27 protein-coding genes are annotated in these 25,547 nt (G+C 39.8%); 3 read left to right on the forward strand and 24 right to left on the reverse strand.

Translation table 11 applies throughout. From position 1 onward, the window contains the following. Positions 1-72: 72 nt before the first annotated feature. The 3 genes from PCY14_RS01445 to PCY14_RS01455 form a co-directional block, all read right to left on the reverse strand. Complete coding sequence (locus PCY14_RS01445; protein ID WP_002889189.1) at positions 73-1,602, reverse strand: HAMP domain-containing histidine kinase; 1,530 nt, start codon at positions 1,600-1,602, stop codon at positions 73-75. Next, positions 1,599-2,288, reverse strand: coding sequence for a response regulator transcription factor (locus PCY14_RS01450; protein WP_002883757.1), 690 nt, complete (start codon positions 2,286-2,288; stop codon positions 1,599-1,601). Before PCY14_RS01450 ends, PCY14_RS01445 begins: the two co-directional genes overlap by 4 nt. A 155-nt stretch (positions 2,289-2,443) precedes the next feature. After that, on the reverse strand, positions 2,444-2,980 hold the full coding sequence (locus PCY14_RS01455) for a YceD family protein (protein ID WP_008535894.1): 537 nt from the start codon (positions 2,978-2,980) through the stop codon (positions 2,444-2,446). 324 nt (positions 2,981-3,304) lie between these two features. On the opposite strand from PCY14_RS01455, the gene rsmG reads away from it, so the two are divergent. From rsmG to PCY14_RS01470, 3 genes are all read left to right on the forward strand, one after another. Then, positions 3,305-4,018: a 16S rRNA (guanine(527)-N(7))-methyltransferase RsmG gene (rsmG, locus tag PCY14_RS01460; protein WP_008535891.1), complete on the forward strand. Its 714-nt coding sequence runs from the start codon at positions 3,305-3,307 to the stop codon at positions 4,016-4,018. 69 nt (positions 4,019-4,087) lie between these two features. Then, positions 4,088-5,452: a TrkH family potassium uptake protein gene (locus tag PCY14_RS01465; protein ID WP_164376374.1), complete on the forward strand. Its 1,365-nt coding sequence runs from the start codon at positions 4,088-4,090 to the stop codon at positions 5,450-5,452. A gap of 39 nt (positions 5,453-5,491) precedes the next feature. Beyond that, the gene (locus PCY14_RS01470; RefSeq protein ID WP_021145032.1) at positions 5,492-6,163 is read left to right on the forward strand and encodes a TrkA family potassium uptake protein; all 672 of its coding nucleotides are present in this window, start codon (positions 5,492-5,494) and stop codon (positions 6,161-6,163) included. Between the two features lie 88 nt (positions 6,164-6,251). Here PCY14_RS01470 and PCY14_RS01475 read toward each other — a convergent pair whose 3' ends face one another. The 21 genes from PCY14_RS01475 to PCY14_RS01575 form a co-directional block, all read right to left on the reverse strand. Further along, entirely contained in the window at positions 6,252-7,082 is an 831-nt protein-coding gene (locus PCY14_RS01475) for an energy-coupling factor transporter transmembrane protein EcfT (RefSeq protein WP_021151434.1), read from the reverse strand. After that, positions 7,075-8,760, reverse strand: coding sequence for an ABC transporter ATP-binding protein (locus PCY14_RS01480; protein WP_021151433.1), 1,686 nt, complete (start codon positions 8,758-8,760; stop codon positions 7,075-7,077). The genes PCY14_RS01475 and PCY14_RS01480 overlap by 8 nt, the downstream gene beginning before the upstream one ends. Positions 8,761-8,828: 68 nt before the next feature. Further along, positions 8,829-9,374: an ECF-type riboflavin transporter substrate-binding protein gene (locus tag PCY14_RS01485; RefSeq protein ID WP_301363084.1), complete on the reverse strand. Its 546-nt coding sequence runs from the start codon at positions 9,372-9,374 to the stop codon at positions 8,829-8,831. A gap of 9 nt (positions 9,375-9,383) precedes the next feature. Continuing rightward, positions 9,384-10,232 carry an S-adenosyl-l-methionine hydroxide adenosyltransferase family protein gene (locus PCY14_RS01490; protein ID WP_008535880.1) on the reverse strand — a complete coding sequence of 283 codons (849 nt, stop codon included), beginning with the start codon at positions 10,230-10,232 and terminating at the stop codon, positions 9,384-9,386. 153 nt (positions 10,233-10,385) lie between these two features. After that, positions 10,386-11,594: a serine/threonine transporter SstT gene (sstT, locus tag PCY14_RS01495; protein WP_008535875.1), complete on the reverse strand. Its 1,209-nt coding sequence runs from the start codon at positions 11,592-11,594 to the stop codon at positions 10,386-10,388. A 123-nt stretch (positions 11,595-11,717) separates the two neighbouring features. After that, complete coding sequence (locus PCY14_RS01500; protein WP_002889200.1) at positions 11,718-12,410, reverse strand: methionine ABC transporter permease; 693 nt, start codon at positions 12,408-12,410, stop codon at positions 11,718-11,720. Next, positions 12,410-13,477 (reverse strand): methionine ABC transporter ATP-binding protein, encoded by a 1,068-nt coding sequence (locus tag PCY14_RS01505; protein WP_301363085.1) that lies wholly within the window; start codon positions 13,475-13,477, stop codon positions 12,410-12,412. Before PCY14_RS01505 ends, PCY14_RS01500 begins: the two co-directional genes overlap by 1 nt. Beyond that, positions 13,470-14,843: a M20/M25/M40 family metallo-hydrolase gene (locus tag PCY14_RS01510; protein WP_293923405.1), complete on the reverse strand. Its 1,374-nt coding sequence runs from the start codon at positions 14,841-14,843 to the stop codon at positions 13,470-13,472. The genes PCY14_RS01505 and PCY14_RS01510 overlap by 8 nt, the downstream gene beginning before the upstream one ends. Positions 14,844-14,905: 62 nt before the next feature. After that, the gene (locus PCY14_RS01515) at positions 14,906-15,808 is read right to left on the reverse strand and encodes a MetQ/NlpA family ABC transporter substrate-binding protein (protein WP_008535865.1); all 903 of its coding nucleotides are present in this window, start codon (positions 15,806-15,808) and stop codon (positions 14,906-14,908) included. A 164-nt stretch (positions 15,809-15,972) separates the two neighbouring features. Further along, positions 15,973-16,836 carry an amino acid ABC transporter substrate-binding protein gene (locus PCY14_RS01520; RefSeq protein ID WP_164376371.1) on the reverse strand — a complete coding sequence of 288 codons (864 nt, stop codon included), beginning with the start codon at positions 16,834-16,836 and terminating at the stop codon, positions 15,973-15,975. 169 nt (positions 16,837-17,005) lie between these two features. Further along, entirely contained in the window at positions 17,006-17,722 is a 717-nt protein-coding gene (locus PCY14_RS01525; RefSeq protein WP_164376370.1) for an energy-coupling factor ABC transporter ATP-binding protein, read from the reverse strand. 1 nt (position 17,723) lies between these two features. Beyond that, positions 17,724-18,503: an energy-coupling factor transporter transmembrane component T gene (locus PCY14_RS01530; protein ID WP_164376369.1), complete on the reverse strand. Its 780-nt coding sequence runs from the start codon at positions 18,501-18,503 to the stop codon at positions 17,724-17,726. Beyond that, positions 18,500-19,477, reverse strand: coding sequence for a cobalt transporter CbiM (gene cbiM, locus PCY14_RS01535; RefSeq protein WP_164376368.1), 978 nt, complete (start codon positions 19,475-19,477; stop codon positions 18,500-18,502). Before cbiM ends, PCY14_RS01530 begins: the two co-directional genes overlap by 4 nt. Positions 19,478-19,479: 2 nt before the next feature. Continuing rightward, positions 19,480-20,319, reverse strand: a complete 840-nt coding sequence (locus PCY14_RS01540; RefSeq protein ID WP_021151426.1) for an urease accessory protein UreD — start codon at positions 20,317-20,319, stop codon at positions 19,480-19,482. Between the two features lies 1 nt (position 20,320). Then, on the reverse strand, positions 20,321-20,935 hold the full coding sequence (gene ureG / locus PCY14_RS01545) for an urease accessory protein UreG (protein WP_002889216.1): 615 nt from the start codon (positions 20,933-20,935) through the stop codon (positions 20,321-20,323). 29 nt (positions 20,936-20,964) lie between these two features. Further along, a complete protein-coding gene (locus PCY14_RS01550) occupies positions 20,965-21,678 on the reverse strand; it encodes an urease accessory protein UreF (RefSeq protein ID WP_021145017.1) in 714 nt (237 codons plus the stop codon). Further along, entirely contained in the window at positions 21,668-22,120 is a 453-nt protein-coding gene (gene ureE / locus PCY14_RS01555) for an urease accessory protein UreE (protein WP_008535851.1), read from the reverse strand. Before ureE ends, PCY14_RS01550 begins: the two co-directional genes overlap by 11 nt. A gap of 138 nt (positions 22,121-22,258) precedes the next feature. Further along, positions 22,259-23,977, reverse strand: coding sequence for an urease subunit alpha (gene ureC / locus PCY14_RS01560; RefSeq protein WP_002889219.1), 1,719 nt, complete (start codon positions 23,975-23,977; stop codon positions 22,259-22,261). 15 nt (positions 23,978-23,992) lie between these two features. Next, entirely contained in the window at positions 23,993-24,304 is a 312-nt protein-coding gene (locus PCY14_RS01565; protein ID WP_002886559.1) for an urease subunit beta, read from the reverse strand. Between the two features lie 12 nt (positions 24,305-24,316). After that, entirely contained in the window at positions 24,317-24,619 is a 303-nt protein-coding gene (locus PCY14_RS01570) for an urease subunit gamma (protein ID WP_002886558.1), read from the reverse strand. Between the two features lie 24 nt (positions 24,620-24,643). Then, a complete protein-coding gene (locus PCY14_RS01575) occupies positions 24,644-25,159 on the reverse strand; it encodes an AmiS/UreI family transporter (protein WP_021145014.1) in 516 nt (171 codons plus the stop codon). Positions 25,160-25,547 lie beyond the last annotated feature (388 nt).

Consider the following 25,547-nt stretch of genomic DNA (forward strand, 5'->3'; position numbering starts at 1 on the left):
GCACGTAAAAAGCACGCCCTAAGCTAGGACATGCTTATGAAGAGAGTCGCTATAGCACTCATTTTTTCTTACTTAAAGTTCAAGTTGTGGTGACGTAGTTTCTGCCCCTGCAAAAGGAATATAGAGGTCGAAACGTGTACCGACACCCAATTCAGAACTAACTTCAATACGGCATCGGTAAGCTTCCACAATTTGGTAAAGGATTGATAAACCAATACCCACACCAGATTGAGTTGTAGTACGATTACGTGCCTTGTCTGAACGGTAGAAGCGCTCAAAGATATGTTCGATGTCCTCTTTAGAAATTCCTTCACCATTATCTTGTACCTGTACCAACATTTCATTTTCCAGAGCTTTAATTGTTACCTGGATTTCCTTGTCAACAGGTGAATACTTGACGGCATTATCAATCAAAATTGTGATAGCCTGTTCAAAGTGTTGGCTGTAAATCTGTGCTGGACGCTCAGAACTTTCAAAATCATTGAGATAGAATTGGTAATCTTCATGCAAAACACGGAAGTTCCCAATAACCGTACGAATTGAAGAATTCAAATCACAAGTGTCATTTCTGTGATTCTCAAAGGATCCCTTAACTCGGATAGAATCCAACATATCATTGATCATAATGGTCATACGGTTGGCCTCATGGCTTGCAGCCTCCAGACTTTCTTCCAAAATCTCAGGGTCATTTTTACCCCAACGTTGCAAGAGGTCCATATGTCCCTTGATAACGGCAATCGGAGTACGCAACTCGTGACTCACGTCACTCAAGAAGCGCATCTGCATCTGATTATTCTCTTGGATTTTATCCATCATACGGTTAAAGTTAACCGCCAGATCACCAATTTCATCATGACTTTCAATCTTAGAACGGAGCTCCAAATCACTTGGTGAATCGGTAATAACCCCCATAGTCTCGTGCAACTGTCTCATCGGACGAAGAATAGATGTCAAGACAACGACAGTCGCTGCGATGACCAAGACCGTCATCCCTACTTCAAGGAAAATCAATAAGAAAATCAGACGCTCTTTGAGGGCATAATAGAATTCCAAATCATGGAAGATTTGGGCATAACCAACTATTGTCTTTTTATCTTTACCATAAATCGGAACCTCTAGCAAGAAGCCACGTTTTCCCTTATAAGACACTGACTTTAGTTTGTTAACCTCAGACATGCCTGGTGGAGAATCTGTATTCTCCTCAGAGGTAAAGATAAACGTTCCTTTTTTGTCATAAACAAAGACTGACTGATTTGAATAGAGTTTATTAGAAATCGCAACTTGGCCATCTAGAGAATGCTTTTCAGAAAGCACGCCATTAATAATTGATGCATAGATATTTTTAGGCGAATAAAGGGCAGCTAAGAGCGGTTCTGGACTTAATTCTTCATCAGAATCCCAGTCTTTTTCAATGTATGTAACAACCTTTGAGATGGTAGCATTTACATTTTGACGTTCACGTTGTAAAAGAAGCGTATTTGCTGAAAAAACAACAACGAGGGTGAACATCGATAATACAAGAAAGAAGACCACAGCAGTTGTCATGGTCAACTTTTTTCTAATGGTTACTTTACCGAATAATTTATCTTGTAATTTACTCATTTTTCACGAATAACATAACCCATGCCTCGTACCGTTTGAATATATGATTCTTTGCCTGGAACATCAATTTTTCCACGCAAGTAACGAATATAAACGTCTACAACGTTTGTTTCGATAGCATCATCATATTTCCAAACTTGAAGTAAAAGTTCTTCACGGGTCATCACTTGGTTCATATTGCTCAAAAGTGTGTTCAACAAATCAAACTCACGTTTTGTCAATGGGATAGCTTCATCACCACGTACAACTGTACGGTTTTGAACATCTAATTTCAAGTCACGGTAAGTTGACGCTTTAGCTGGTGCATTCTTAGCAGCTTCAATATCTTGACGACGGAAGGTCGCACGAATACGTGCCAAAAGTTCTTCAATCGCAAATGGTTTTACAATATAGTCATCAGCACCACGATCCAATCCGGCAACGATGTCCATGATTGAGTCGCGAGCTGTCATCATCATAATATAAGTATCTTTTTCCTGTTGGAGACGACGAGTTACTTCAAAACCGTCCATCTCAGGTAACATAAGATCCAAGAGAATAAGATCGAAATCTTTCTCAAGTGCCATTTCTAGTCCTTCACGTCCGTTGTCTGCTGTCACAACGTCGTATCCTTCGTGTTGAAGTTCTAACGAGACAAAACGAGCAAGGTTTTTCTCATCTTCAACAATCAAAATGCGTTTGCTCATAATAAGTATTTACCACTTTCTTAAATTTTTTTGACTTCTATTTCCCTTTAAAAGTCTGTCGATTTATTTAGCAAATAAATCTGAAAATTAACTTCTAATGATATAATAATATACAGTTTTAAAATTGTCAAACATTTTTAGTTTATTTTTTTGAATTAATTTTCATCAAATAGACCATTCAATTGGGCAAAAGGATTACTTGCCTCTTTTTTCTCTTGTTGGAGGGCTGCATATTCCTCTTCCGACAGGACTTCCCAGTCATTTCCTGAAAGAGAAATTTGACCTTTCTCTTCTTCTGGTGTTAAGACTTTCATAGGAATATTAAGAAGAATATTGTCCAATATACTCTCATCTAGATTAATGGCATCACCATCCAAGATAAGAACCAAGTTTTCTTCGACTAATTCCTTTTGTAGAAGGGCATCTGCCTCTTGAATAAAGGTCTCCGAGACTGGATAGTTAAAACTAAGCGTTACAGGCTCAAGAGAACGGCTAGATGGTAATGTAATATTATAAGCTAATTGATAATCCAAAAGGTACAAACCATTATCATAGACTACCTGTCCACTTGCTTGAATCTGTTCAAGATTTAAAACCTGATTATAGCGTTCTTTAATAGACTCCAAAAGTAAAGGTGCTTCGTTAAAAGCAAGCCCTTCTGGAGACTTTCTAACTTCTGAAAGATAAATCATTGTCAATCCTCAAACTAAATTTCCTCACGGGGAGTGATTTTTAATCCACAAGACCATAATCCCCCACAACCGCCTTTCATTAAAGCAACTATATTGTCACTTTCTTTTAAGCGAGTAATTATGATTTTAGACTTAATTAGTATTATATCAGATTTTTAAGAAAAAATAACACCTTAAATATTACATATTTCTTAAACTTAGAACTTCTTTAAAAGATAATGAAAAATACGTTCGCTCCTAATGTTCGCTCATTTTTGGTGTTAGATGAAAGGCCTTAATTATGGTAAAATAAGAGCATTGAAACTATTTAAAAGGAATATAAAAATGACACCTGAAGATTTTTACAAAGCTCTACAAGAAGAGGGATTCAATCTGAGTCAGCAGCAAAAAGACCAATTTCAACGCTATTTTGAGCTATTGGTAGAATGGAACGAAAAAATCAATCTTACGGCAATCACTGATAAAAACGATGTTTACCTTAAGCATTTCTATGATTCGTTGGCTCCCGTTCTGCAAGGACATATCAAAAATCAAGATATTCGACTCTTAGATATTGGGGCTGGAGCTGGTTTTCCAAGTCTCCCTATGAAGATTCTTTGTCCTAAGCTTGAAGTGACCATCATTGATTCTCTCAATAAACGCATCAATTTTCTCAATCTCTTGGCAGATGAGCTGCAACTTAGCGGTGTTCACTTCTATCATGGACGTGCCGAGGATTTTGGTCAAGATAAGTCCTTCCGTGCTCAATTTGATGTGGTGACTGCCCGTGCTGTTGCACGTCTGCAGATTCTCTCAGAATTGACCATTCCTTTCTTGAAGGTTGGTGGACAACTCATTGCACTTAAGGCTGCAGCTGCCGATGAAGAATTGGCTGAAGCTAAGAATGCTTTGAACCTCCTTTTTGCCAAACCTATTCTCAACGATAACTACCATTTACCAAATGGTGATGGGCGTCATATTACCATTGTCGAGAAGAAAAAAGAAACTCCAAACAAGTACCCTCGTCGTGCTGGAATGCCTAATAAGAAGCCACTATAACGTTCATCCAAGGATGTTTTTGATTCCTTGGATTATTGTTTCCCCTTATGGTAAATTTGGAGGTTTTCATTGATTAATCGTTTTTCTGTCACTCAAAGACTTGTGCTTAGTTTTGTCTTTGTCATTCTGGTGGGAAGTATCTTACTTAGTCTTCCCATTAGTCACTATGCTAATAGTCCAGAAACAAACTATCTAGACCATCTTTTCAACACGGTATCAATGGTCTGTGTGACTGGACTTTCTGTGGTTCCTGTTAGTAAAGCTTACAATGGTTTTGGTCAAATTGTCTCCATGCTTCTCATGCAGACCGGGGGTCTTGGGCTAGTCTCTTTGATTGCTATCAGTACCTATAGCCTTAAAAATAAATTGGGCTTGAGCGATCAAGATCTCCTTCAATCTGCACTCAGCAGGGACAATCAAAAAGATTTAAAATCCTATCTTTTCAAGGTATATAAAATAACTTTTTCCATTGAAGCTTTAGCGGCACTAGTGATTATGACTGATTTTATCCCTCGCTTTGGACTTGGTCACGGCATTTTTAACAGTCTATTTCTAGCGGTCTCAGCTTTTTGTAACGCTGGTTTTGATAACTTAGGAGCTAACAGTCTACAAGACTATGCGACCAATCCAACAATAAACCTTGCTGTCGCAGGTCTCATCATGTCTGGAAGTTTGGGTTTTGCAGTCTGGATTGATTTGATTCAACTATTGCGACGTTATATTAAAGATCGTCCAAGGAATTGGAAATTAGCTTGTAGACCCCTTAGTAATCAAAGCCGTCTTGTGCTTATTAGTACAACTTGTATCCTCTTGGTGGGAACCTTGTTAGCTTGGCTACTGGAAATGGATAACTCTAAGACAATCGGTACTCTCAACGTTTGGCAGCAACTTATGGTCAGTTTCTTTCAAACTGTAACCATGCGTACTGCTGGCTTCGCAACGATTTCCTATACCAAGGCCGATTTCTCCACAAATCTTCTTTTTATGATTCAGATGATTATCGGTGGTGGACCTGGAGGAACTGCGGGTGGTATCAAGGTGACAACTGCCTCCATCATGTTCCTACTTTTTAAGTCAGAGCTATCTGGTAACTCGAGCGTTGTTTTTCGAAATCGTATTATATCTAATAAGACTGTTTTGCAAGCATTCACAGTTATACTCTTTTTCCTAACAATGCTCTTTGTCGGCTATGTTATTCTGCTTGAAACCAATCCAAATCTCTCACCACTGGCCTTGCTATTTGAGAGTGTGTCAGCTATTGCCACAGTCGGTGTGTCTATGGATTTGACTCCTAGTCTTAATACCATAGGGCGCTTCGTTATCATGGCTCTCATGTTCATTGGTCGTGTCGGTCCCATCACTGTTCTCTTGAGTTTGATGACCAAAAAAGAAAAACAGGTTTCCTACTCACCAACTGACATCTCTGTTGGCTAAAGCAACCAATTCATTAACAAAATTCTGAAAGGATTCTACATGAAAACACAAATTATTGGCGTCCTCGGTTTGGGGATTTTTGGACAAACCATCGCAACCGAACTTTCCACTTTTGGCCAAGATGTCATTGCCTTAGATAACAATCCTAAAACCATTGATTCTCTAGCAGATCGGGTAACTAAGGCTGCTGTGGGGGATATTACTGACATTGATTTTCTTCGCTCAACTAGTATTGAGAGCTGTGATACCGTTATTATTGCTACAGGGGAGCATCTGGAGTCTTCAGCATTGGCTCTTTTGCACTGTAAGAAGCTAGGGATTAAACGTATCATTGCTAAAGCTAAAAGCATCAATTACGAAGAGGTTCTCTATGGTATGGGAGCCAACCTCGTCATTACACCCGAACGCAGTACGGCAAAAGAACTGGCTTCCAACATACTCCGCTATAACATTTCAAATGTCTTTCATCTAGAGGATGACGTGGCTTTAATCGAGCTTAGGATTCCTCATGAATGGGCAGGAAAATCTTTGCACACCTTGAATCTCCGAAAAACTTACAACGTCAATGTCATTGGTTTTAGAAACGATGAAAATGGAAAACTAAACACTCATTTTGACCCTACGAAACAGCTGCCTAATGAAGGAACTATCCTAGTCGTTGCTGACAATCGAACACTAGAAAAATTTGACTATTTGGGGTATTTGAAATAACAGAAAAACGTTCTAATCTTGTTCACAATGAACAGGACTAGAACGTTTTTTATTGTTGCAAAAATCCATACAATCTTTAACCCTAATATCATAACCAAGGATTGTAAAATCGACCCTGATTCAGGAAAATCAATCCTAGACTAATCCCTAACAGCAGAAACGCTAATAAGATTACAAGATAATCTTGCTTAGTCAAAGATTTATGAACATACCAGGTACGTTTTTTATAGCGACCAAAGCGGCGTAATTCCATAGCTGTCGATATGGTATCAATACGCTCTAACGAAGAAAAAATTAATGGAAGAACAATTTGTAGATTCCCACGAATGCGCTTAACCAGACCTGCCTTCTTCGACAAATCTAAGCCACGCGCTTCCTGGGCCTTGCGAATCGTAAAGAATTCTTCTTGAACATCTGGAATATAACGCAATGTCAAACTAACGGAGTAGGCAAATTTATAAGGCAATCCAATCTGATTAAGACTAGCTGCAAACTGACTCGGATGGGTAGTCATCAGAAAGAGAATGGCAAGAGGAACCGTTGAAAAATACTTAAGCAAGAGATTAGCAAGATAGAAAATCTCCTGACTGGTTAAATAAAAGCGGCCCCATCCTTCAACCAATACGGTCTTAGTACCATAAATCTCCTCACCATAGCTAGGATCGAAAAGATAAACCATGACTAAGTTAAAGAGGGCAACGGCTCCAATGATTTCAACAACAAATGAAACATCTTTCCATCGAATATTAGCTCGCTTGAAAAGATAAATAGATAGAAAACCTATTACTAATATAAATCTAGGATCGTAAGTTGCCATACAAGCAACTGATACTAAAATGAAGAAAATCATTTTACTTGCACCAGATAATCCATAAAGGAAACCTTGACCTGATTGATAACCAATTAAACGATTAGACATAAGGGCCACCTTTGTTAATTTTATCAATATAATACTCTGTCACGTCTACTGGATCACAGGACAATTTCTGACCCAAGGTATAGAGTGATGTCTGTTTCAGATTAGCTGCCTTCAACAGGTCGTGCTGATTGAGGATGGCGACAGGATTATCATCTGCAATAATCGCACCATCAACGACAACCAAACAACGATCACTGTATTCCAACATAAGTTGCATGTCGTGGGTAATCATTACAATCGTATGGCCTTGCTGCTGAAGACTGTCAAGGAAAGTCATGATATCCGTATACGTTTGGTAATCTTGACCAGCCGTTGGCTCATCTAAGATAATGATTTCAGGTTTCAAAACCAAGATAGAAGCTATAGTCACACGCTTTTTCTGACCAAATGATAGGGCAGAAATGGGCCATTTACGAAAACTATAGAGGCCACAGGTCTTCAAAACCTCATAAACACGCTCTTCAACTTCTGACTCGTCAACACCTCTCAAACGTAAACCTAAAGCTACTTCATCAAAAATCATAGCTTGACTAATCATCTGGTTAGGATTTTGTAAAACAAACCCGATACGTTCCGAACGCTCAGCGATGCTATCCTGGCTAATATCCTGACCTTTATAAATCAGCCTGCCGTGACTAGGGACAAAGCCACATAAAGCCTTGGCAAGCGTTGACTTACCAGCTCCGTTTTTACCAACAATTGCTAGACGCTCACCCTTTTTCAGACTAAAGGACATGTTCTCAATTATAGGTAGGTTATCTCCGTAGCCAACTTTAAGTTTCCCCACCTCTAAAATAGGAGTTGTTTGACTTTCAGATGGAACCTTTCTCGTTCTGTCTGGCAAGCTTAAACCAGACAGGTCCAAAGTTTCTAGTTGGCTGAGTTGCTCTGCACTTTTTGTGTTAAATCCCAACTGACGTAAAACCGTCACATAGAGGGGTTCACGAATACCATTATCCAACAAGAGAGGAGTTGATAAAAGCTCATCCGGGCTACCGTTAAAGAGGAGTTTCCCATCATTGACCAATAAAACACGGTCAACAGGACGATAAAGAACATCTTCCAGACGATGCTCAATAATAATCGTCGTGGCTCCTACTTCCTTGTGAATTTTATCAATAAGGGCAATCGTTTCTTGGCCCGATTTAGGATCCAAATTTGCCAACGGCTCATCAAATAAGAGGATCGGACTCTCATCAATCAAGACCCCAGCTAGACTGACCCGTTGTTTTTGTCCACCTGATAAATCTTGAGGACGATGACCCAAGAGAGAACTCAAATTCAAACGTTCGGCCCAGAGAGCCACCTTATCTTTCATCTCACCTTGATTGACACAATCATTTTCCAAGGAAAAGGCCAAATCTTCAGCTACCGTCAATCCAATAAACTGACCATCTGGATCCTGTAACACCGTAGATACCAATTGAGACCTATCATAGATTGATTGATTGAAAATGTCTTGGCCGCCTATAGTCACCTGCCCCTGCGCTTGACCTTTGTTAATGTTAGGAATGATACCATTAAGACACTGGGCCAGGGTTGATTTTCCACTACCAGACGGGCCTAAGATAAGTACTTTCTCACCCTTGGCAATATCAAAACTGATATTTTTGATTGTAGCTTCCGCTTGCGCATCATATTGAAATGTAAACTGATTAAAACTAATGTATTTATCCATGTTTCTACTAAAAAAGAGAGGGCTTATCAAAAAAATCTTGACAAGCCACACTCTGCTATAAATTATTTCTAGTCTTTAGTAAGACTACCTGATTGTGTACGTGAGTGGACGTAAATTGCAAGTAGAGCCGTCCCTCCAACTGCAATTGTAATAAAGTTTGCCAATCCAGCAACAAAACCTTGAGCATAGAGGTAAGACCATTCTTGCGCAAATTGGATTTTATCACCGATTGGTGTCACAACACCATACGCAATAATAAGAGATAAGAGTTGGATGAGGTTAAACCAAATCATATTTCCAAATGTCAGAACCCCTTTTGTTGCATCGTATTTTTTACGAAATAGACCAATGACAAGACCTATAACACCACTAGCAAGAACCCAAGCCCATGAAATACTTCCGTATTGGATACCATCCTTAAGCGCATGACCAATGAGGCCCATGAAGAAACCTGTGATGGGGCCAAATATTACTGAAAACAGAGCCTGAACTGCATATTGCAGTTGGATGCTAGTATTCCCAAAAATAGGAATGTTAACAAACATACCAATGATAATAAAGAGTGCTGCACCAATACCTGTCGCAACTACTGTACGAATTGAATTATTTTTCATAATTTTACTTTAATCTCCTAAACGTTTAATTTCAATGTGCCAGTTAGATCCTACACCGACATTATAGGCCTTGGCAAAAGACCCTTGGTTAATGGCTAGTCCCACACGATAGAGGGAGTTGATATAAATAATTGGTTGACCAATACGAACATCCGCAAAAGATTTTCCATAGGTAACTTGGTTTTGGTAGACCAACATATCATTGTTAAAGATGGTCACTTCGAAACGATCACCAAAGTTTGGTTCCAAAGCGTAAAAGTCATCACGTGTGATTGAGGTCCAAAGCGATCCGAAACGGACGTCTAGAATGTCAATCGCACCACGAACCAAATGATCTTCTATGATGGTTTCAACCACTGGAAGTTCTAGAATTTTCTCCACAGGTAACTCGGGTCCAACATCTTCAAAACTGATATGACCAGAGGCTAATCTGGCACCTGTATAAGCATAAACATCACGTCCGTGGAAGGTATAAGATAGCTCGGTATTACTACGGCGGTTCTCAACCTCTGAAATTTCTCGAACAGCCACGATACCAACATTCTTTTTAATATAAGAAAGTGTGCCATTGTCGGGAGTAACGATATATTGCCCAGTCTTAGTCAGAGCAACCACACTTTTTCGTGACGATCCGACACCAGGGTCAACTACGGATACAAAAGTTGTCCCTTTTGGCCAGTATTCAACGGTTTGAAAGAGACGGTAGGAAGCTTCAAATGTGTTATAGGGAGTGATGTCATGGGTTAAGTTGTGCACTCCTAGGCTTGGCTCTTCTTGTAAAGCCACACCAATCATGGCCGAAACAGCACCATCAACCAAACCAAAATCCGATTGAAGTACTAATAGATTATTAGTCATAAATATCTCACCCTTTTCTATTAGAGACGTTTATTTTACCACATTTTATGGGTATTTTAAAGATGACAAATCCTTGAGCTAGCTATAGTCTTTGCCTATGTTGACTACATAACCTCAAAAAGGTCAGCCCCAGAGGCTGACCTTTTTTATTATCTAAGCCTTATTCCAACGGCTTTTTTCTGCTACTGCTGTAAAGAGAACATCTGTTGACGAGTTGAGGGCCGTTTCACATGAGTCTTGGATGACACCGACGATAAAGCCGACACCGACAACCTGCATGGCCAGATCATTTGAAATACCAAAGAGGCTACATGCTACGGGGACCAAGAGAAGGGAACCTCCTGCAATACCTGAGGCACCGCAGGCAGAAATAGCTGAAACTACACTAAGAATAAGGGCTGTCGCAAAGTCAACCTCAATTCCCAAAGTAGTCACTGCAGCCAGTGTCAAAACATTAATTGTCACGGCTGCCCCTGCCATGTTAATTGTTGAGCCCAGAGGGATAGAAACTGAGTAAGTATCAGGATTCAAACCAAGGTCTTCACACAATTGAAGGTTGACGGGGATATTGGCAGCTGATGAGCGGGTAAAGAAGGCAGTAATCCCAGAATCTTTCAGACAACGGAAAACCAATGGGAAAGGATTCTTGCCCATCATCACAAAGGCAATGGCTGGATTGACCACCAAGGCAACAAAGGCCATAGTACCAACCAGAACAAGGATAAGAACTCCATAATCTGCCAAGACGCCAATACCATTTTCAGAAATCGTATTAAAGACAAGACCAAGAATACCAAATGGTGCTAGGTTAATAATCCAACGCACGATTTGAGAGGTCACCTCAGCCAAGGTATTAAGCAATTCTTTAGTGTGTTGACTGGCTGTTCGCATAGCAAAACCAAAGACAACAGCCCAGACCAAAACCCCAATATAGTTGGCTTGAGCCAAGGCGTTAATAGGATTATCCACCATCTTAAGCAATAAATCCTTAAACACCTCACCAACCCCCTGAGGTGCACTTGCTTTGGTAGCTGCGGCTGCTCCCAATTTCAATGAAATTGGAAAAATATAGTGGGAAATCACAGCTGTCAAAGCTGCAGCAAAGGTCCCAAATAGGTAGAGAACAATTACCGTCTTCATGTTGCTTTGTTGGCCTTCACGTGTTTGGGAAAGGGCATTGGCAACCAAGGCAAAAACCAAGAGGGGTGCAATGGCCTTCAAACCACCAACAAACATATCTCCCAAGAGACCAATAACTGTAATCTTAGGAATAAGCAAACCAAGCAAAGCACCGATTACCACACCAATGGCAATACGCTTTATCAAGCTGGTTCTATTCCACGTTGAAATAAAACGTTGCATAACTCATTAACTCCTTTTATGTGGTTAACAAAACCACAAAACATTCATTGACTTCCATATTATGATATATTTCTCAAATCGTCAAGACATGAAAAAAGCCTGTTGAAAGCAGGCTTTCCACTCTTATTTATGACTCAATTTACGAGTTAAGAAGTCACCGACAAATTGGATAAGGAAGATCAAAATCAGGATCAACAAGGTTGCCAAGATAGTGACGGAAGTATTTGAACGGTTGTATCCATAGTAGATGGCAATGTAACCAAGACCACCTGCACCGATGGCACCGGCCATAGCAGTTTCACCCACGAGTGAAATCAGGGTCACGGTTGATACACGAACCAACTCAGGTAGACCTTCACCAAGGTAAACCTTAATCGTATCCCAAAGAGTCGCACCACTAGCTTGCGCTGCTTCAATTACCCCACGGTCTAAGTCTGCAAGTACCACCTGTACTTGACGGGCAAAGAATGGGAAGGTTGCCGCTGACAATGGAACCAAGGCCGCTGTCATCCCAAGGTTAGTCCCTACGATGAAGTAAGTAAAGCCTTTCAAAATCGCTAGGAGGATGATGAAAGGAATGGCACGAAAGATAGAAGTCACCTTATCTAGGATTTGGAAAACAAATTTATTTTCAATAACCCCACGAGGTCCTGTCAATACCAAGAAGAGTCCCATGACCAGACCAAGAAGTCCCCCAATGATGAAGGAAATCACGGTCATATAAAGAGTTGCGTAGATGGCATCTGGCCAAGAGTTAACCCCTTGCATACCGATACGATAAATATCTGGAAAGTTTTGTTGAATCCAATCTGCCATTATTGGGCTCCTTTCTTAAGTACCTGCAAGTTAACACCTGCATTTTCAATCGCTTTTTGCGCTGCAATAACCTTGTCAGAATCGCCATCCAAAACAACGACCAATTCACCAACAGGTGTATCACCGAGAATTTCAACATTTCCATAAAGGATATTACTTGAAACACCGTAATCTTTGAAGATTTCAGTCAAGAGTGGCTCATCTGTGGAAGAACCAGCGTATTTAAGTTGAACAAGAAGAGCTGAACTTGGCAAGTTTTTAACCAAAGGTTGCGCATTAATCTTAGTCAAAGCATCTTCAATTCCCGCTGCAGTTTCAATAAATTCTTGTGTCAAATCTTCTTGTGGATTTGAGAAGATATCAAGGACACTGCCTTCTTCCAAAAGTTGACCATTTTGCATGACAGCCACACGGTTACAAATATCTTTAACAATTTGCATTTCGTGGGTAATCATAACCACTGTCAAACCAAGTTTCTTATTCAAATCTTGCAGAAGTGACAGAATTTGCTTAGTCGTTTTAGGGTCAAGGGCTGATGTAGACTCATCTGAAATCAAGATTTCAGGATCGTTGGCCAAGGCACGTGCAATCGCTACACGTTGTTTTTGTCCACCTGACAACTGTGCAGGATAGTTTTCTGCACGGTCAGCCAAGTCAACCAACTCCAAGAGGCCATGAACTTTTTTGTCCTTTTCTTCACTGCTTAACTTAGAGTGGCGGAGGGCAAAGGCAACATTTTCATAAGCCGTTTTCTGAGCCATTAAGTTAAAGTGTTGGAAAATCATCCCAATTGTTTGACGTTTTTGACGCAACTCTTTTGTCGTTAATTGGACCTTACCATCTGCAAAAGTCACATCCTTACCGATAGTGATTTGACCAGCTGTAGGCACTTGCAAAAGATTAATAGCACGCACCAGGGTAGACTTCCCAGCCCCTGAATAACCAACAATTCCGTAAATATCACCTTTTTCAATCTGGATAGATACATCTTTAACCGCTTGGATAGTGCGGCGTTTCTGTGTAAAGGTGATATCAATATTTTTCAAATCAATAATGACATTACTCATAACTTGCAATTAACTCCTTAATTAGTTCAATGTGGGTATAGTAGTCTGCTAGGCTAACATTTTCATCCCCACCGTGGTCACGGCTATTAGCATTTCCTATCCCAAAAGCTGCCATAGGAACACCCAAAGCCTCGTAAATCATATGCATAGGTCCAGTACCGGCAGCCGTTGGAAGTACAGCGACACCTTCCTCATAAAAGCCTTTTGCCAACTCAATAACATTGACAATAGCCGGATCAGACATATCGCTACGATAACTTTCTTCACCAAGAGTGAAGGTTACCTTAATACGGTCGAATCCTTCTTTTTTAAGATGGGCCTTGATACGCTCCAAAACATACTCAGGTGTCAAGCCAGGAACCAAACGCATCTCCATTTTAGCTTTGGCTTGCGCTGGTAAGATAGTCTTAACCCCTTGCCCCTGGTAACCTGTCGAGATTCCTTCAATAGAAAGGGCTGGCTCAAAGTAATAAGTCTTTAAGAAATCACGGCGGTCACTTTCCAAAATTGGAAGTTTTAGCCCGTAAATTTTTCGAAGGCTGTCTGCATTTTCAATAGCATAGGTCTCAATGAGATCCATCTCGCGTTCGTTAGGTTGAATCACTTTATCGTAGATACCATCAATGAGAATCCGTCCCTGATCATCACGCATACTAGAGATAGCATTGAGTAAATACCATGACGCAGATTCAATCACAGCACCAAATTTAGAATGAATATCAACATCGGCACTCTCAACAGACAAGTCAAAAGTAATAATCCCCTTGTTGCCGCCTGTGATTTCTAGTTGTCCTTTACTATTGCGGTTACCTTGTTCCCAAACCAAAAGATCTGCTGGAAGAAGGTCGTCACGGTATTTTTCCAAATACTTTTCAAGATCAGTTGAGGCAGATTCCTCAGCGCCTTCCATCATAAACGTGATATTAACAGGAAGGTCACCGACCTCTCGAATATATTTACGAAGGGCTGTCAGACGAGCTGTGATATGCCCCTTATCATCATCAACACCACGACCATACATGTAACCCTTACGAACAGTCAAACGAAAAGGTTCATCCGTCCAAGGCTGATCATTATCCGCAGGAACAGTATCATAATGCTGATAAAAGATAATGGTCTTAGCATCTGGATTTGGACTCTTAAATTTTGCCAAGACAAAAGGTGCCGTATAGGTCTCGTCAATCGTCACCTCTGCACCTATCCTTGAAAAGATTTCACCAAGGTAGGCAGCCACATCATAGAGACCAATATTTTGAGCAAAAATAGATTTTTTAGAAATCAAAGTCCGCAAAACTTCAAAATAGTGTTGAGCAGTTTCGTCATTACGGAACTTTTGTAACTGTTCTTCTTCACTAGAAAATGCCATCAAATTCGTCTCCTTCATACAAGACAAAACGGCGTGTTCTCACACGCCCTTCCGCCCTTAGCTTATTTCTTTGAATTAGCTTTCAATTGATCTTGTGTTGGTGCACCTTTCCATGCTGGAAGGTCAACCTTGTTAGAGGCATCATAAATGGTTTGGGCAACTTCATCATTTTGGTAAGCTTTAATCAAAACTTTGATTGCATCAGCCTTATTTGATTTTTCCCAATCCTTGTTAGCTGCAATGATGTTAACCCAATCTTTCAAATCTTGACTTGGATCTTCTTGGAAGAGGGTTGTATCGTAGTTAACATTTTGTTGTTGGGCATATGAGTTGTTAACAACTGCTGCATCTACAGATGAAAGAGTTTGAGCTGTTTGTTCAGCTGCGATTTCTTTGATTTCCAATTTCTTTGGATTTTCAGAAATGTTCTTGATTGTTGCCAATTCACCTTTTTTAACATCTAATTTAATCAAACCAGCTGTTTGAAGAAGAGTCAATGCACGGCTTTCATTTGTACCATCATTAGGTACTGAGATAGTAGCTCCTTCAGGAAGATCTTTAACATCTTTGTATTTAGCTTTTCCGTTTTCAGTACCTGAGAAAAGGTGGATAGGGCTAAGAAGTGTATCTGCTGCAGCAACAACATCACCCTTGTTTTCTTTATTCCAGTTATTCAAAAAGTAAATGTGTTGGAAAGCATTGACATCGATTTCACCATTTTTAAGGGCTTCGTTTGGTTGGTTGTAGTCCGTAAACTCTTTCAACTCAATCGTTACGCCTTTTTCTTTAGCCAATTCTTTGACCTTATCCCATACTGGTTCAGTTGCATCATCCAATGTCATGATACCAACTGTCAATGTTTTATCATCTTTAGCTGACTTGTTACCACCAGCACCACATGCAGCCAAGGCTACTGTTGAAGCGACTGCTAATCCTGCAATTCCAAGAATTTTTTTAAATTTCATCATAAGCTCCTTTAAATTGTTTTAAGTGTAAAACTATTATCCCATAGGATGAGAATTGTAGCAAATTGTTTATAATTGTATGAATCTATAGTTATTAGCTATAGCCTATCCTAAATTTTATTTATAAGAAAATGCTGAGAAATATCTATCCTCAGCCTAATTTCTTATTTTTTGCTTGGTACTTTCAAAGCATCTTTAGTTGGGATATAATCTTTATTTCCAAGGAATTTTTCAGCCAATTTAGCCAAAGTACCATCCTTTTGGAGTTCTTCCAAACGTTTATTTACAAATTTTTGAAGGTCTTTTTGATTATCAGCAAACAAGAAGTAAATGTATGGTTGTTGATCAGACTTAAGTTCAATGGTCTTCAATTTTGTCAACTTATTGTTTTTGATAATTGCATTAACAGTTGGTGCATCAAAGATCTTGAAGTCGTATTTACCTTCATTTAAGTTTGTCAACATTTGTGTAATGTTTTCATTAGTGTAGTTGAGTTCAACTGGCTTATCTGAATGTTTATCATTGAATTCAGTCAATTGAGTAGCTGTTGATGTTCCTTGAACTACCTGTGTAGAGTGACCAGCGATGTCATCATACTTCTTGATTTTACTATCTTTTGGAACCGTCAAGACTGCAGGTGTTGTTCCAATTGGATATGAGAAGAGGTATTTTTGGTCACGTTCTTCTGAGTAAGAGATATTGTTCCCAGCCATTTGGTATTTAGCTGAGTCAAGACCTGTAAAGACTGAAGACCATTCTGTTTTTTGGAATTTCACTTCATACTTGTCAGAGTCTTTGAAGACCGCTTTAGCCACTTCCACATCGTAACCAGTTAATTCACCGTCTTTTTCATATGAAAATGGTGCTGTTGTTCCGACCGTTGCAAAATTAACAGTTTCTTTAGCCTCAGATGATTTTGAAGAAGATGTATCTGAAGATGTATCTTTTGATTTTGAAGAACATGCAGCAAGCAAAGCTACTGAAGCAATGGCTACACCCGTAATTCCAAGAATTTTTTTAAGTTTCATAATTGTCTCCTTTGAGATTGATTGTTCTAATTGTAACAAAAATCACTAGTCTTAACTAATACTTAAACATAATCAAGGTGATAAGAAAATTCTATCACTCGGAAGTATCAATTGTTTGACAAAATAAAAAAGGGAGAAAACCAATAACGATTTTCTGCCTTTTTACTCATTAGTAATGTGATAAGCGCTCAATCACTTGCTGATTACTGAGAACCTCCCTTGCAGGGAAGAAATCAGCCTTCCCATTCTCAAAAAGAAGAACATCTGCCTTCTCATGATGAAGATGCTTAAAGTGATGAGCTGACATGATAATGGTTTTGCCGGCCGAATGAAGCTCATGTAAGAGCTCTCTAAAAAATTCTTCATATTCTTTAGAGAGATTGTTGAAGGGTTCATCAAGAATATAGACATCTGGATTGGTTACCATAATACTGGCAAAGGCTACTTTCTTCTTTTCACCACCAGACAGTTGATAGGGCACTCGGTCCCTTAAATCGTCAATTTTAAGTAGCGTTAGGGTGTCCTCAACACGTTTTGAGACTTCTTCTTCAGTCAAACCTAACTGACGAGGCCCAAAAGCAATCTCATCATAGACCGTACTATTAAAAAGCTGACTATCTACATCTTGAAAAAGAATACCTAACCGACTATAGAAATCACGTTTTTGACGTTTGTCCTTCAACCATTCCCTGACCTCTTTCCCTAGGAAAAGAATACGGCCAGACTCTTCCTGCTTGAATCCTGTCAATAAACTGATAAGACTCGACTTCCCTGTTCCGTTTTCCCCCATCAACATCACATATTGCCCTTGTCTAATCTCCAAATCAAGACCCGTGAAGACCTTTTTTTGATCATAGGCGCAGGACACCTGATTCAATTGAAACATCTCATCCTCCTAAAAGAATTTGTCCTAAAATTACTACTACTAATCCTATCAAAGCAACCCAATCCTTCCATGTGAACGACCGTGATGACTTGACATACTCACCAACAAAGCAACGGGCTTCCATGGCCTGAGTGAGTTCCTCACCATAACGTATTGCTTTAAGGTAGAGAATTCCCCAGACATTGCTCCCAATTTGGAAACGGTGGTTACCACCATAGCTACGTGCCTCAATTCCTTTAAGCAAGTCCATTAATTGTTTCCCAAAAACATCAATATATTTTATGGTAATATCCAACTGGAGTAGGATAAGGTCAGGAAAATGCAGACCCTTTAAGGCAGCTAGCATCTCACTTATCGTACTCGTCTCCGAATAATAGGCAATGGCCAAAGCAATCAAGGGAAGCCTTAAAAGAAAGAGGGTTTGTCCACCGCTAAATAAGAGATGAGGCAGATAAATAATTATAGGGAAGACCAATAATAAAATGGTCTTTTTTAAGGTACTAACTAAAACGGAATGGGGTAGGAAAGCCACACCAAATCCTAAGACTAAGCCTAGAATCCATAGGACTGTGAGGTTTTGACTAATCCCAACCGAAAAAAGAAACAAGAGGAGAAGTAAAACCTTAGTCGTTGGATGAAAGATGGATGCGACTGGCACAGGATGTGTCTCAAACTTTTGGATAAGAGCTTCCAAATGGTGACGATTTCGGATAAGAAAGCTGTTTTTCCCAACTTTAGTCACTGCTGGGCGTTTTTCTAGTATCCAATCTGGCAGAATCATTTTTCAACCTTTCTACCAAAAATCAAGCGGTAGATGACAAAGGAAATCAGAACAGCAGATGCTGCACTTAGGATATAACCCAAGACTTCAGGAATTCCTGCAATACTATAGTCAGGGAAGATGGCGTGGAATGAGAAGCCATTTAGCATACCTTTTGGTGCTTGAGCTTCCACATGATAGTGGGACAATTTTTCCACCAACTCTTGAACATCCCATTCAGCAAAGGCTGTTCCAGTGGCCAACAATCCAAGGGGAGTTAAAATAATCAAGGCCAAGATAAACAACAACAAAGGACGAAGCTTTTTGACAGTCGTTTGTTTATTATTCTCAAGATTTAAACGTTCAATGAATTGTTGAACACCGGCCGTGAAGAAACCTTCTACCAGACCAATTAAGAGGTGAGTCACACCCATAACTGGAATCGTCACCGACAATGGGTAAGGATTGTAAAGAGGGTTACCACTGCTATCTTTAAAGAAAATCGGCTGAATACCAAGTAAGACAGCAACTGTCAAGGCCGCAACCACAATACCAATGTAGCCACCAAAGAAGCTTGCGATTATCTTGTTCTTGGTCCACTTTTTCAAAAGAGTATAAACAGCGTAACCTACAAATGGCATAACAACAGCCATACAAAAAGTATTAGCACCAAAAGCCAAAATACCACCGTCACCAAAGAGTAAGGCCTGCATAGCCAGAGCAACACTAACCGCTAAACAGGAGGCCCACGGACCCAATAAAATAGCAATCAATACCGCACCAACGGCGTGAGCACTCGTTCCACCTGGCGCTGGAAGGTTAAACATCATGATAAGGAAGGACAAGGAAGTCCCAATTCCCAACATAGGAATCGTTTGCTTATCTGTATCCACCTTTACCTTCACTTCTTTGACAGCCTTATACCAAATAGGCAACATCACTGCTCCCATTGCTGCACAAGTCGTAGGACTTAGGTAATTTTCAGGAATATGCATTTTTATCTCCTCATATCATTTTTTCTCAAATTTAAAGGACTTAATCCATATATTTCTTGTCTAAAATAATCAGCACAAGCATAAATCACACGACGATTATCTTCAGCAGTCTTTCCCAAGATACGTAAAACCAGACCCGGAATATCCAAGGCTGAGATAGCAAAGTCAGACTCTAGATTCAAGTCTTCTAAGTGCTTCTGCAAAGCCTTGACAAAGGCTTCATCAATAGCTGGAGACACCATTACCAAACTATTGTAATTGCGCCATCCCTCAAAATAACCAAGCTTAAACATATCTTGTTTTTGAGGCTCCAAAAGGGTCTGATCACTGTAAACAAGCTCATTATCTTGGTAAATCTGTGTCAAATTACGAAAATAATGGTATTGAAATGGTAAATCCTCGTGTGACCAGCCCGCCGTCACACCATCTGAATAAATCAAGTGAGCAGACTTATCCATATCAATACGACTGGTTTGAAAATAGCGTGATTTTAAATAAGGAATCACTTCATCAGCCATGTACTCCAAATAACTATCTTCTTCAAGTGTGATGGACGTATTCTGTTGCGTTAACTGTCCCTTTTCACACTTGTAGACATAAGTCGGTGTTTGGGTTGTCACTAGGGCATGAGCATCTTTACTAACATCAATGGTTACTTGATACTGTTCACCCTCGACAAATCCCCCACCCATATTAATGAGAAAATAGTAAGGCACACCATTGGCATCCGAATTATCCGCTGACACTCGAGAGTTACCCTCTTGGTATTTCTTATGAGAGATTGTGCGACCATTTCGATTCGAAAAACCAAGATGGACAAAACCATCATATGTTTGCGTCATCTTATAAATCCTCTAGTAGGAAATTCTTGCGAATCCATGTTTCTACTTCCTTAACATTGTCTTCATTATTCAGATTTGTGAAAATGAAAGAATCCTCGTTACGGAAATGAAGGGTGTCTTCACGCATACGGTCGAGGTTAGCTCCAACATAAGGTGCAAGGTCAGTCTTGTTAATCAAGAAGAGGTCACTCTTAATCATCCCTTGACCAGCCTTACGAGGGATTTTTTCACCCTGAGCAACGTCAATAATGTAAATAGTGAAATCAACCAAGTCAGGGCTAAATGTCGCAGCCAAGTTGTCTCCACCACTTTCAAGGAAGATAACATCCAAATCATGGTTGAAGCGTTCTTGAAGGGTTTCAATCGCTTCAAAGTTCATAGAAGCATCCTCACGAATCGCAGTATGAGGACATCCACCAGTTTCTACACCAATGATACGGTCTTCATCTAGGCTTGAATTTTTCGCCAAGAAAAGGGCGTCTTCTTTGGTATAAATATCGTTGGTAATAACCGCTAAATTTAGGTCAGACATACGTCGTGTGAGACGTTCAAGCAAAAGAGTCTTCCCTGAACCAACAGGTCCACCAACTCCAATAATTACAGTACGTTTTGTCATTGTTTTTTCCTCTCAACCTTGTTGATATTTTAAGACATGAATAGGCGGAACACCTGAGTTTCATGTTTCATCTGAGCTAATTCAAGACCAGGTGTATTGGCCCCAAGGTAGGACGCATCCAGCTCTTGAATGGCTTGTGTTATGTGTTCTAATTGTGAAAAGCTACGTAAAACGATCTCTTGTCCAGCAAATTGTCCAAGGGGAATGGCACGAACAGCATTTTGAACCATAGTCGAGATAACGCTATAGCCATAAAGTGCTATGGCCTCACTGCAACCAATCCCCTTGTTGAAGACATAAAGCGCAAAGACAATAGCAGGATTACCATAAACCTCACCCTTACGTATTTTGGACTGATAGTCATCCAATACTGGAATAGCATGTAGCCTTTGAATCAGGCGCAACATTTGCTTAGCAATCATCTTCGTTCCTTGTCTGGTTTCACGCGCTTGCGTCGAAACAGTCAAAGTCTTATCATATTGCCAAACTTGAGCCAAATCATCAGAAGTCATGGCATCATAGACTAGCTTAATCACAAGTCCTTCACCATACTTAAATTGGCTATCTAAATAAGCCTCTTGCCATTCCTCATAGCCCTTATCATCTGTTACAGTGTCTTCACGCAGATAATTTTCCATCCCAAAAGAGTGGTTAAATGATCCAATTGGAAAGGTTGAATCAACAATTTGAACAATTTCAAGATAGTCTCGCAAAGACACGTTAGCAAAAGGATTAATGTTCATGGGCAGTCAAATTCACGTGACGAAGGGGTTTGTCAAGGACCACTTCCTCAATCGTGTAGGCAATGTCTTTTTGAGTCAATACTTGCTCTACAACAGGGTCAACTTCCAAATAAATCTTGGCATCTTTCACCTCAATTGGTTTATGAGTATTCCCAAGAATATGAGCTGTAATTCCCATTTCATCCATATCTTTAGGAGAAATGACAATCAAATCCTGTGATTCAACACCAATCGCCAAAACATGATGGTCATCAATGAAAAAGGCAGAGCCATTTTGCAATTTTTGCCCCTTATCAAGACGAATACCAAATTCATTGCCGTGGTCGCTTTTCACACGAATAATTTTTTTATTAAGATCATCACTTGAAAGAATGACTGTTTCAATATGATATTTATCAACATCAATATCTTTAACAAGAGCATCTACTTTTGTAAAAATCATACTTTTTCCTTTTCTATTACATTTAAAAACTGCATCAAAGTCATTTAGCGCTTTAAGAAAGCACTAAAAACGTTTTCGCCATAAAATACAAAAGAGGTTGGAGGAAAAATTCCAGCCTCATTTATATGACACTTTTTCTTAGAACAAGAAATAGCGTTGAGACAATGATGTCGTATGGATTGGTTCACAAGTAACTAATTCATCATCAATAAAGACATCAAAGGTCTGTGGGTCAATACGGATTGTTTTTGGAGCGTAATCATTAAGTTTCATATCACGCTTAGTCAAGTTACGTGTATTCTTAACCGGAAGAACAATCTTATTCAAACCAATTTCTTCCTTGATACCGTGATCATAGGCATATTGAGAAACAAATGTAAGATTTGTTTGGTGAACCGCTTGACCATAAGCACCATATAATTTACGCATGATACGAGGTTGAGGTGTTGGAAGACTTGAACCAGCATCACCCATAACACCGTAAGTTAACATACCACCCTTAAGCACCAATTTAGGTTTTGCACCAAATTGAGCTGGTTCCCAGATAACGAGGTCCGCAAATTTACCAACTTCTACAGAACCAATATAGTCTGCAATACCATTAGTGATAGCAGGGTTAATAGTATATTTAGCCACATAACGTTTGATACGGTTATTGTCGTTAAACTCTGAATCCCCTTCAAGTGGACCACGTTGAGCCTTCATCTTATCAGCTAGTTGCCAACAACGCATAGCAACCTCACCGACACGTCCCATTGCCATGGCATCAGAAGTCATGATACTAAGGGCACCCATATCGTGAAGAACATCTTCTGCAGCAACAGTTTGCTTACGAACACGTGATTCCGCAAAGGAAACATCTTCTGGAATTTTTGGATCCAAGTGGTGACAAACCATAACCATATCCAACAATTCACCAATAGCATTTGTGGTGTATGGATTGGTTGGGTTTGTTGATGATGGCAAAATATTTTCTTTACCAGCAAAAACCATGATATCTGGAGCGTGTCCACCACCTGAACCTTCGGTGTGGAAGGTGTGAACGGTACGACCTTGGAAAGACTCAAGAGTGTTTTCCATGAATCCACCTTCATTCAATGAGTCAGTGTGGACCGCAAAGGAAACATCATATTTATCCGCAACTTTAAGAGAATTATCAATTCCTGCGTAAGTTGCACCCCAGTCTTCGTGTGTCTTAATACCTGCTGCACCTGCCTTGATTTGTTCTTCAACCACTTCAGTTTCAGAACCAACACCTTTAGCGAGGAAACCAAAGTTAGCAGGCATATCGTCCACAGCTTGCAACATACGAGTAATGTGGAATTTACCTGGCGTACATGTTGTTGCATTACTTCCGTCAGCAGGACCAGTACCACCACCAAAGAGAGTTGTGATTCCATTATCCAAACCGAATTCAGGAAGGTCAGCAGAAATATAGTGTACGTGAAGGTCAATACCACCAGCAGTCACAATTAAACCTTCTGCTGCAATGGCTTCTGTACTAGCACCCACAACAAAGTCCACATTGTCCATTGTATCTGGATTACCACCACGACCGATAGCAACAATCTTACCATCACGAATACCGATATCCGCTTTAATAATCCCTGTATAGTCAATGATGGTAGCACCTGTAATAATCGTGTCCACAACTGATGGATTTTCACGTGTTTCCGTAGCACTGACACCCATACCATCACGCAAAACTTTACCACCACCGAACTTAGACTCCTGTCCATATACTGTGAAGTCTTTTTCAATGGCTGCAAAAAGATTGGTATCTCCAAGACGTACGCTATCTCCTACAGTTGGTCCATAGTGTTGAGCATATTCTTTACGATCCATTTTAAAACTCATCTATCTGCCCTCTTTCTAGTCTAAGAAACCATTGACTTTGTTATTGAAACCAAAAATACGACGTTTGCCTCCAAAGTCAATAAGTTGCACTGTTTTCGTTTCACCTGGTTCGAAACGAATGGCTGTACCTGCTGGAATATCTAGACGTTTGCCTCGTGCTTTCTCACGGTCAAATTGAAGACCAGCTTCGTTTGCTTCGTAAAAATGATAGTGAGACCCTACTTGGGCAGCACGGTCACCCACATTTTTCACTTCAAGACTAATGGCCTCATAACCACCATTATAATCAATTGGCTCACTCGCCACATGGTATTCACCTGGAATCATTACATTTTCTCCTTACTGAATAGGATCATGAACAGTAACCAATTTTGTACTGTCTGTAAAAGTAGCTTCAACTTGAATCATTGGAATCATTTCCGCAATTCCCTCCATAACATCTTCACGTGTTAAGAGATTACGAGCTTCATCCATCAATTGAGCAACCGTCTTACCTTCTCTTGCACCCTCAAGTACATAATCTGTAATCAAAGCGACTGCTTCTGGGTGATTCAATTTGATCCCTTTATCTTTACGTCGTTGAGCAATCATAGCCGCAAGACTAATCATCATTTTTTCCTGCTCACGCATTGTCAATTGCATCGTTTTTCCTCCTTAAATCAATGCTTACCACTTGCCCCAAAGCATCAAAAGCCCTGGAATCCAAGCTGTTACAATTCCTTCAAAAATAGCTAGGTAAGGAACAAATTTCCCTAGGTTCTTCTTAAGGTTAATTTCAATAAAGGCAGTTAGCCATAGAATACCCCACATGAACCAAATAATACCATACCAAGCATTACCACCATATCCAGATGTTAAGCAAAGAATCCCTGCTGGTATCGTATTAATTGCCACAAATAAACTAAACCAGCCGTACAAACGTTGATCAAAATCAAAAATCGTATTGATAGCTGAATAAAGATAGGTAAAAGCAAACAAAAGACCTGTGGCACTACCATAAAACCAGTCAGCACCTTTTCCTGTGCAGGCCCCATAAGCAATGACAATAATATTGAGAATCAATCCCAAACCACCTGTAAAGATATTCATGACAACATTTGATTTGTCGGGAATCCCTTCCAAGCGATGAAATCCATTACTCATTAAAACCATGCCAACATAGAGTAGGATGACACCTAACATAAGAACCTCCTAAATTCTTTTTATGTTAATATCATACTACTTTGACAACACATGTCAACGAATTTTCAGAATTTTTGCAACATCACTGTAGGCCTCAATCTCACATAAAATGTCAAAAAATAGCGTCACTTTTGACCATCATTTGACCATCAAGTAAAATGATTCCTTGTACTATTTCGGTTGAAAGTGGATAAACCATTTATAAATTAGGCAAACACTTTTTTCGAATGAGAAAGATACTGCCAATCATCAGCCAGATTCTATCATCTCGTGTGAGAAAAATTTTTATGGTGGCGTTTTATTCCTCTCTCCTTCTCTAGTCCTAAGTCCATAGACCTATTTTTAGTAATTTTACGGTTACGTAACAATTATCTTCATTTTTTATGAT

The organism is Streptococcus sp. SV2 (genome assembly GCF_030440175.1).
GTDB classification, from domain to species: domain Bacteria; phylum Bacillota; class Bacilli; order Lactobacillales; family Streptococcaceae; genus Streptococcus; species Streptococcus raffinosi.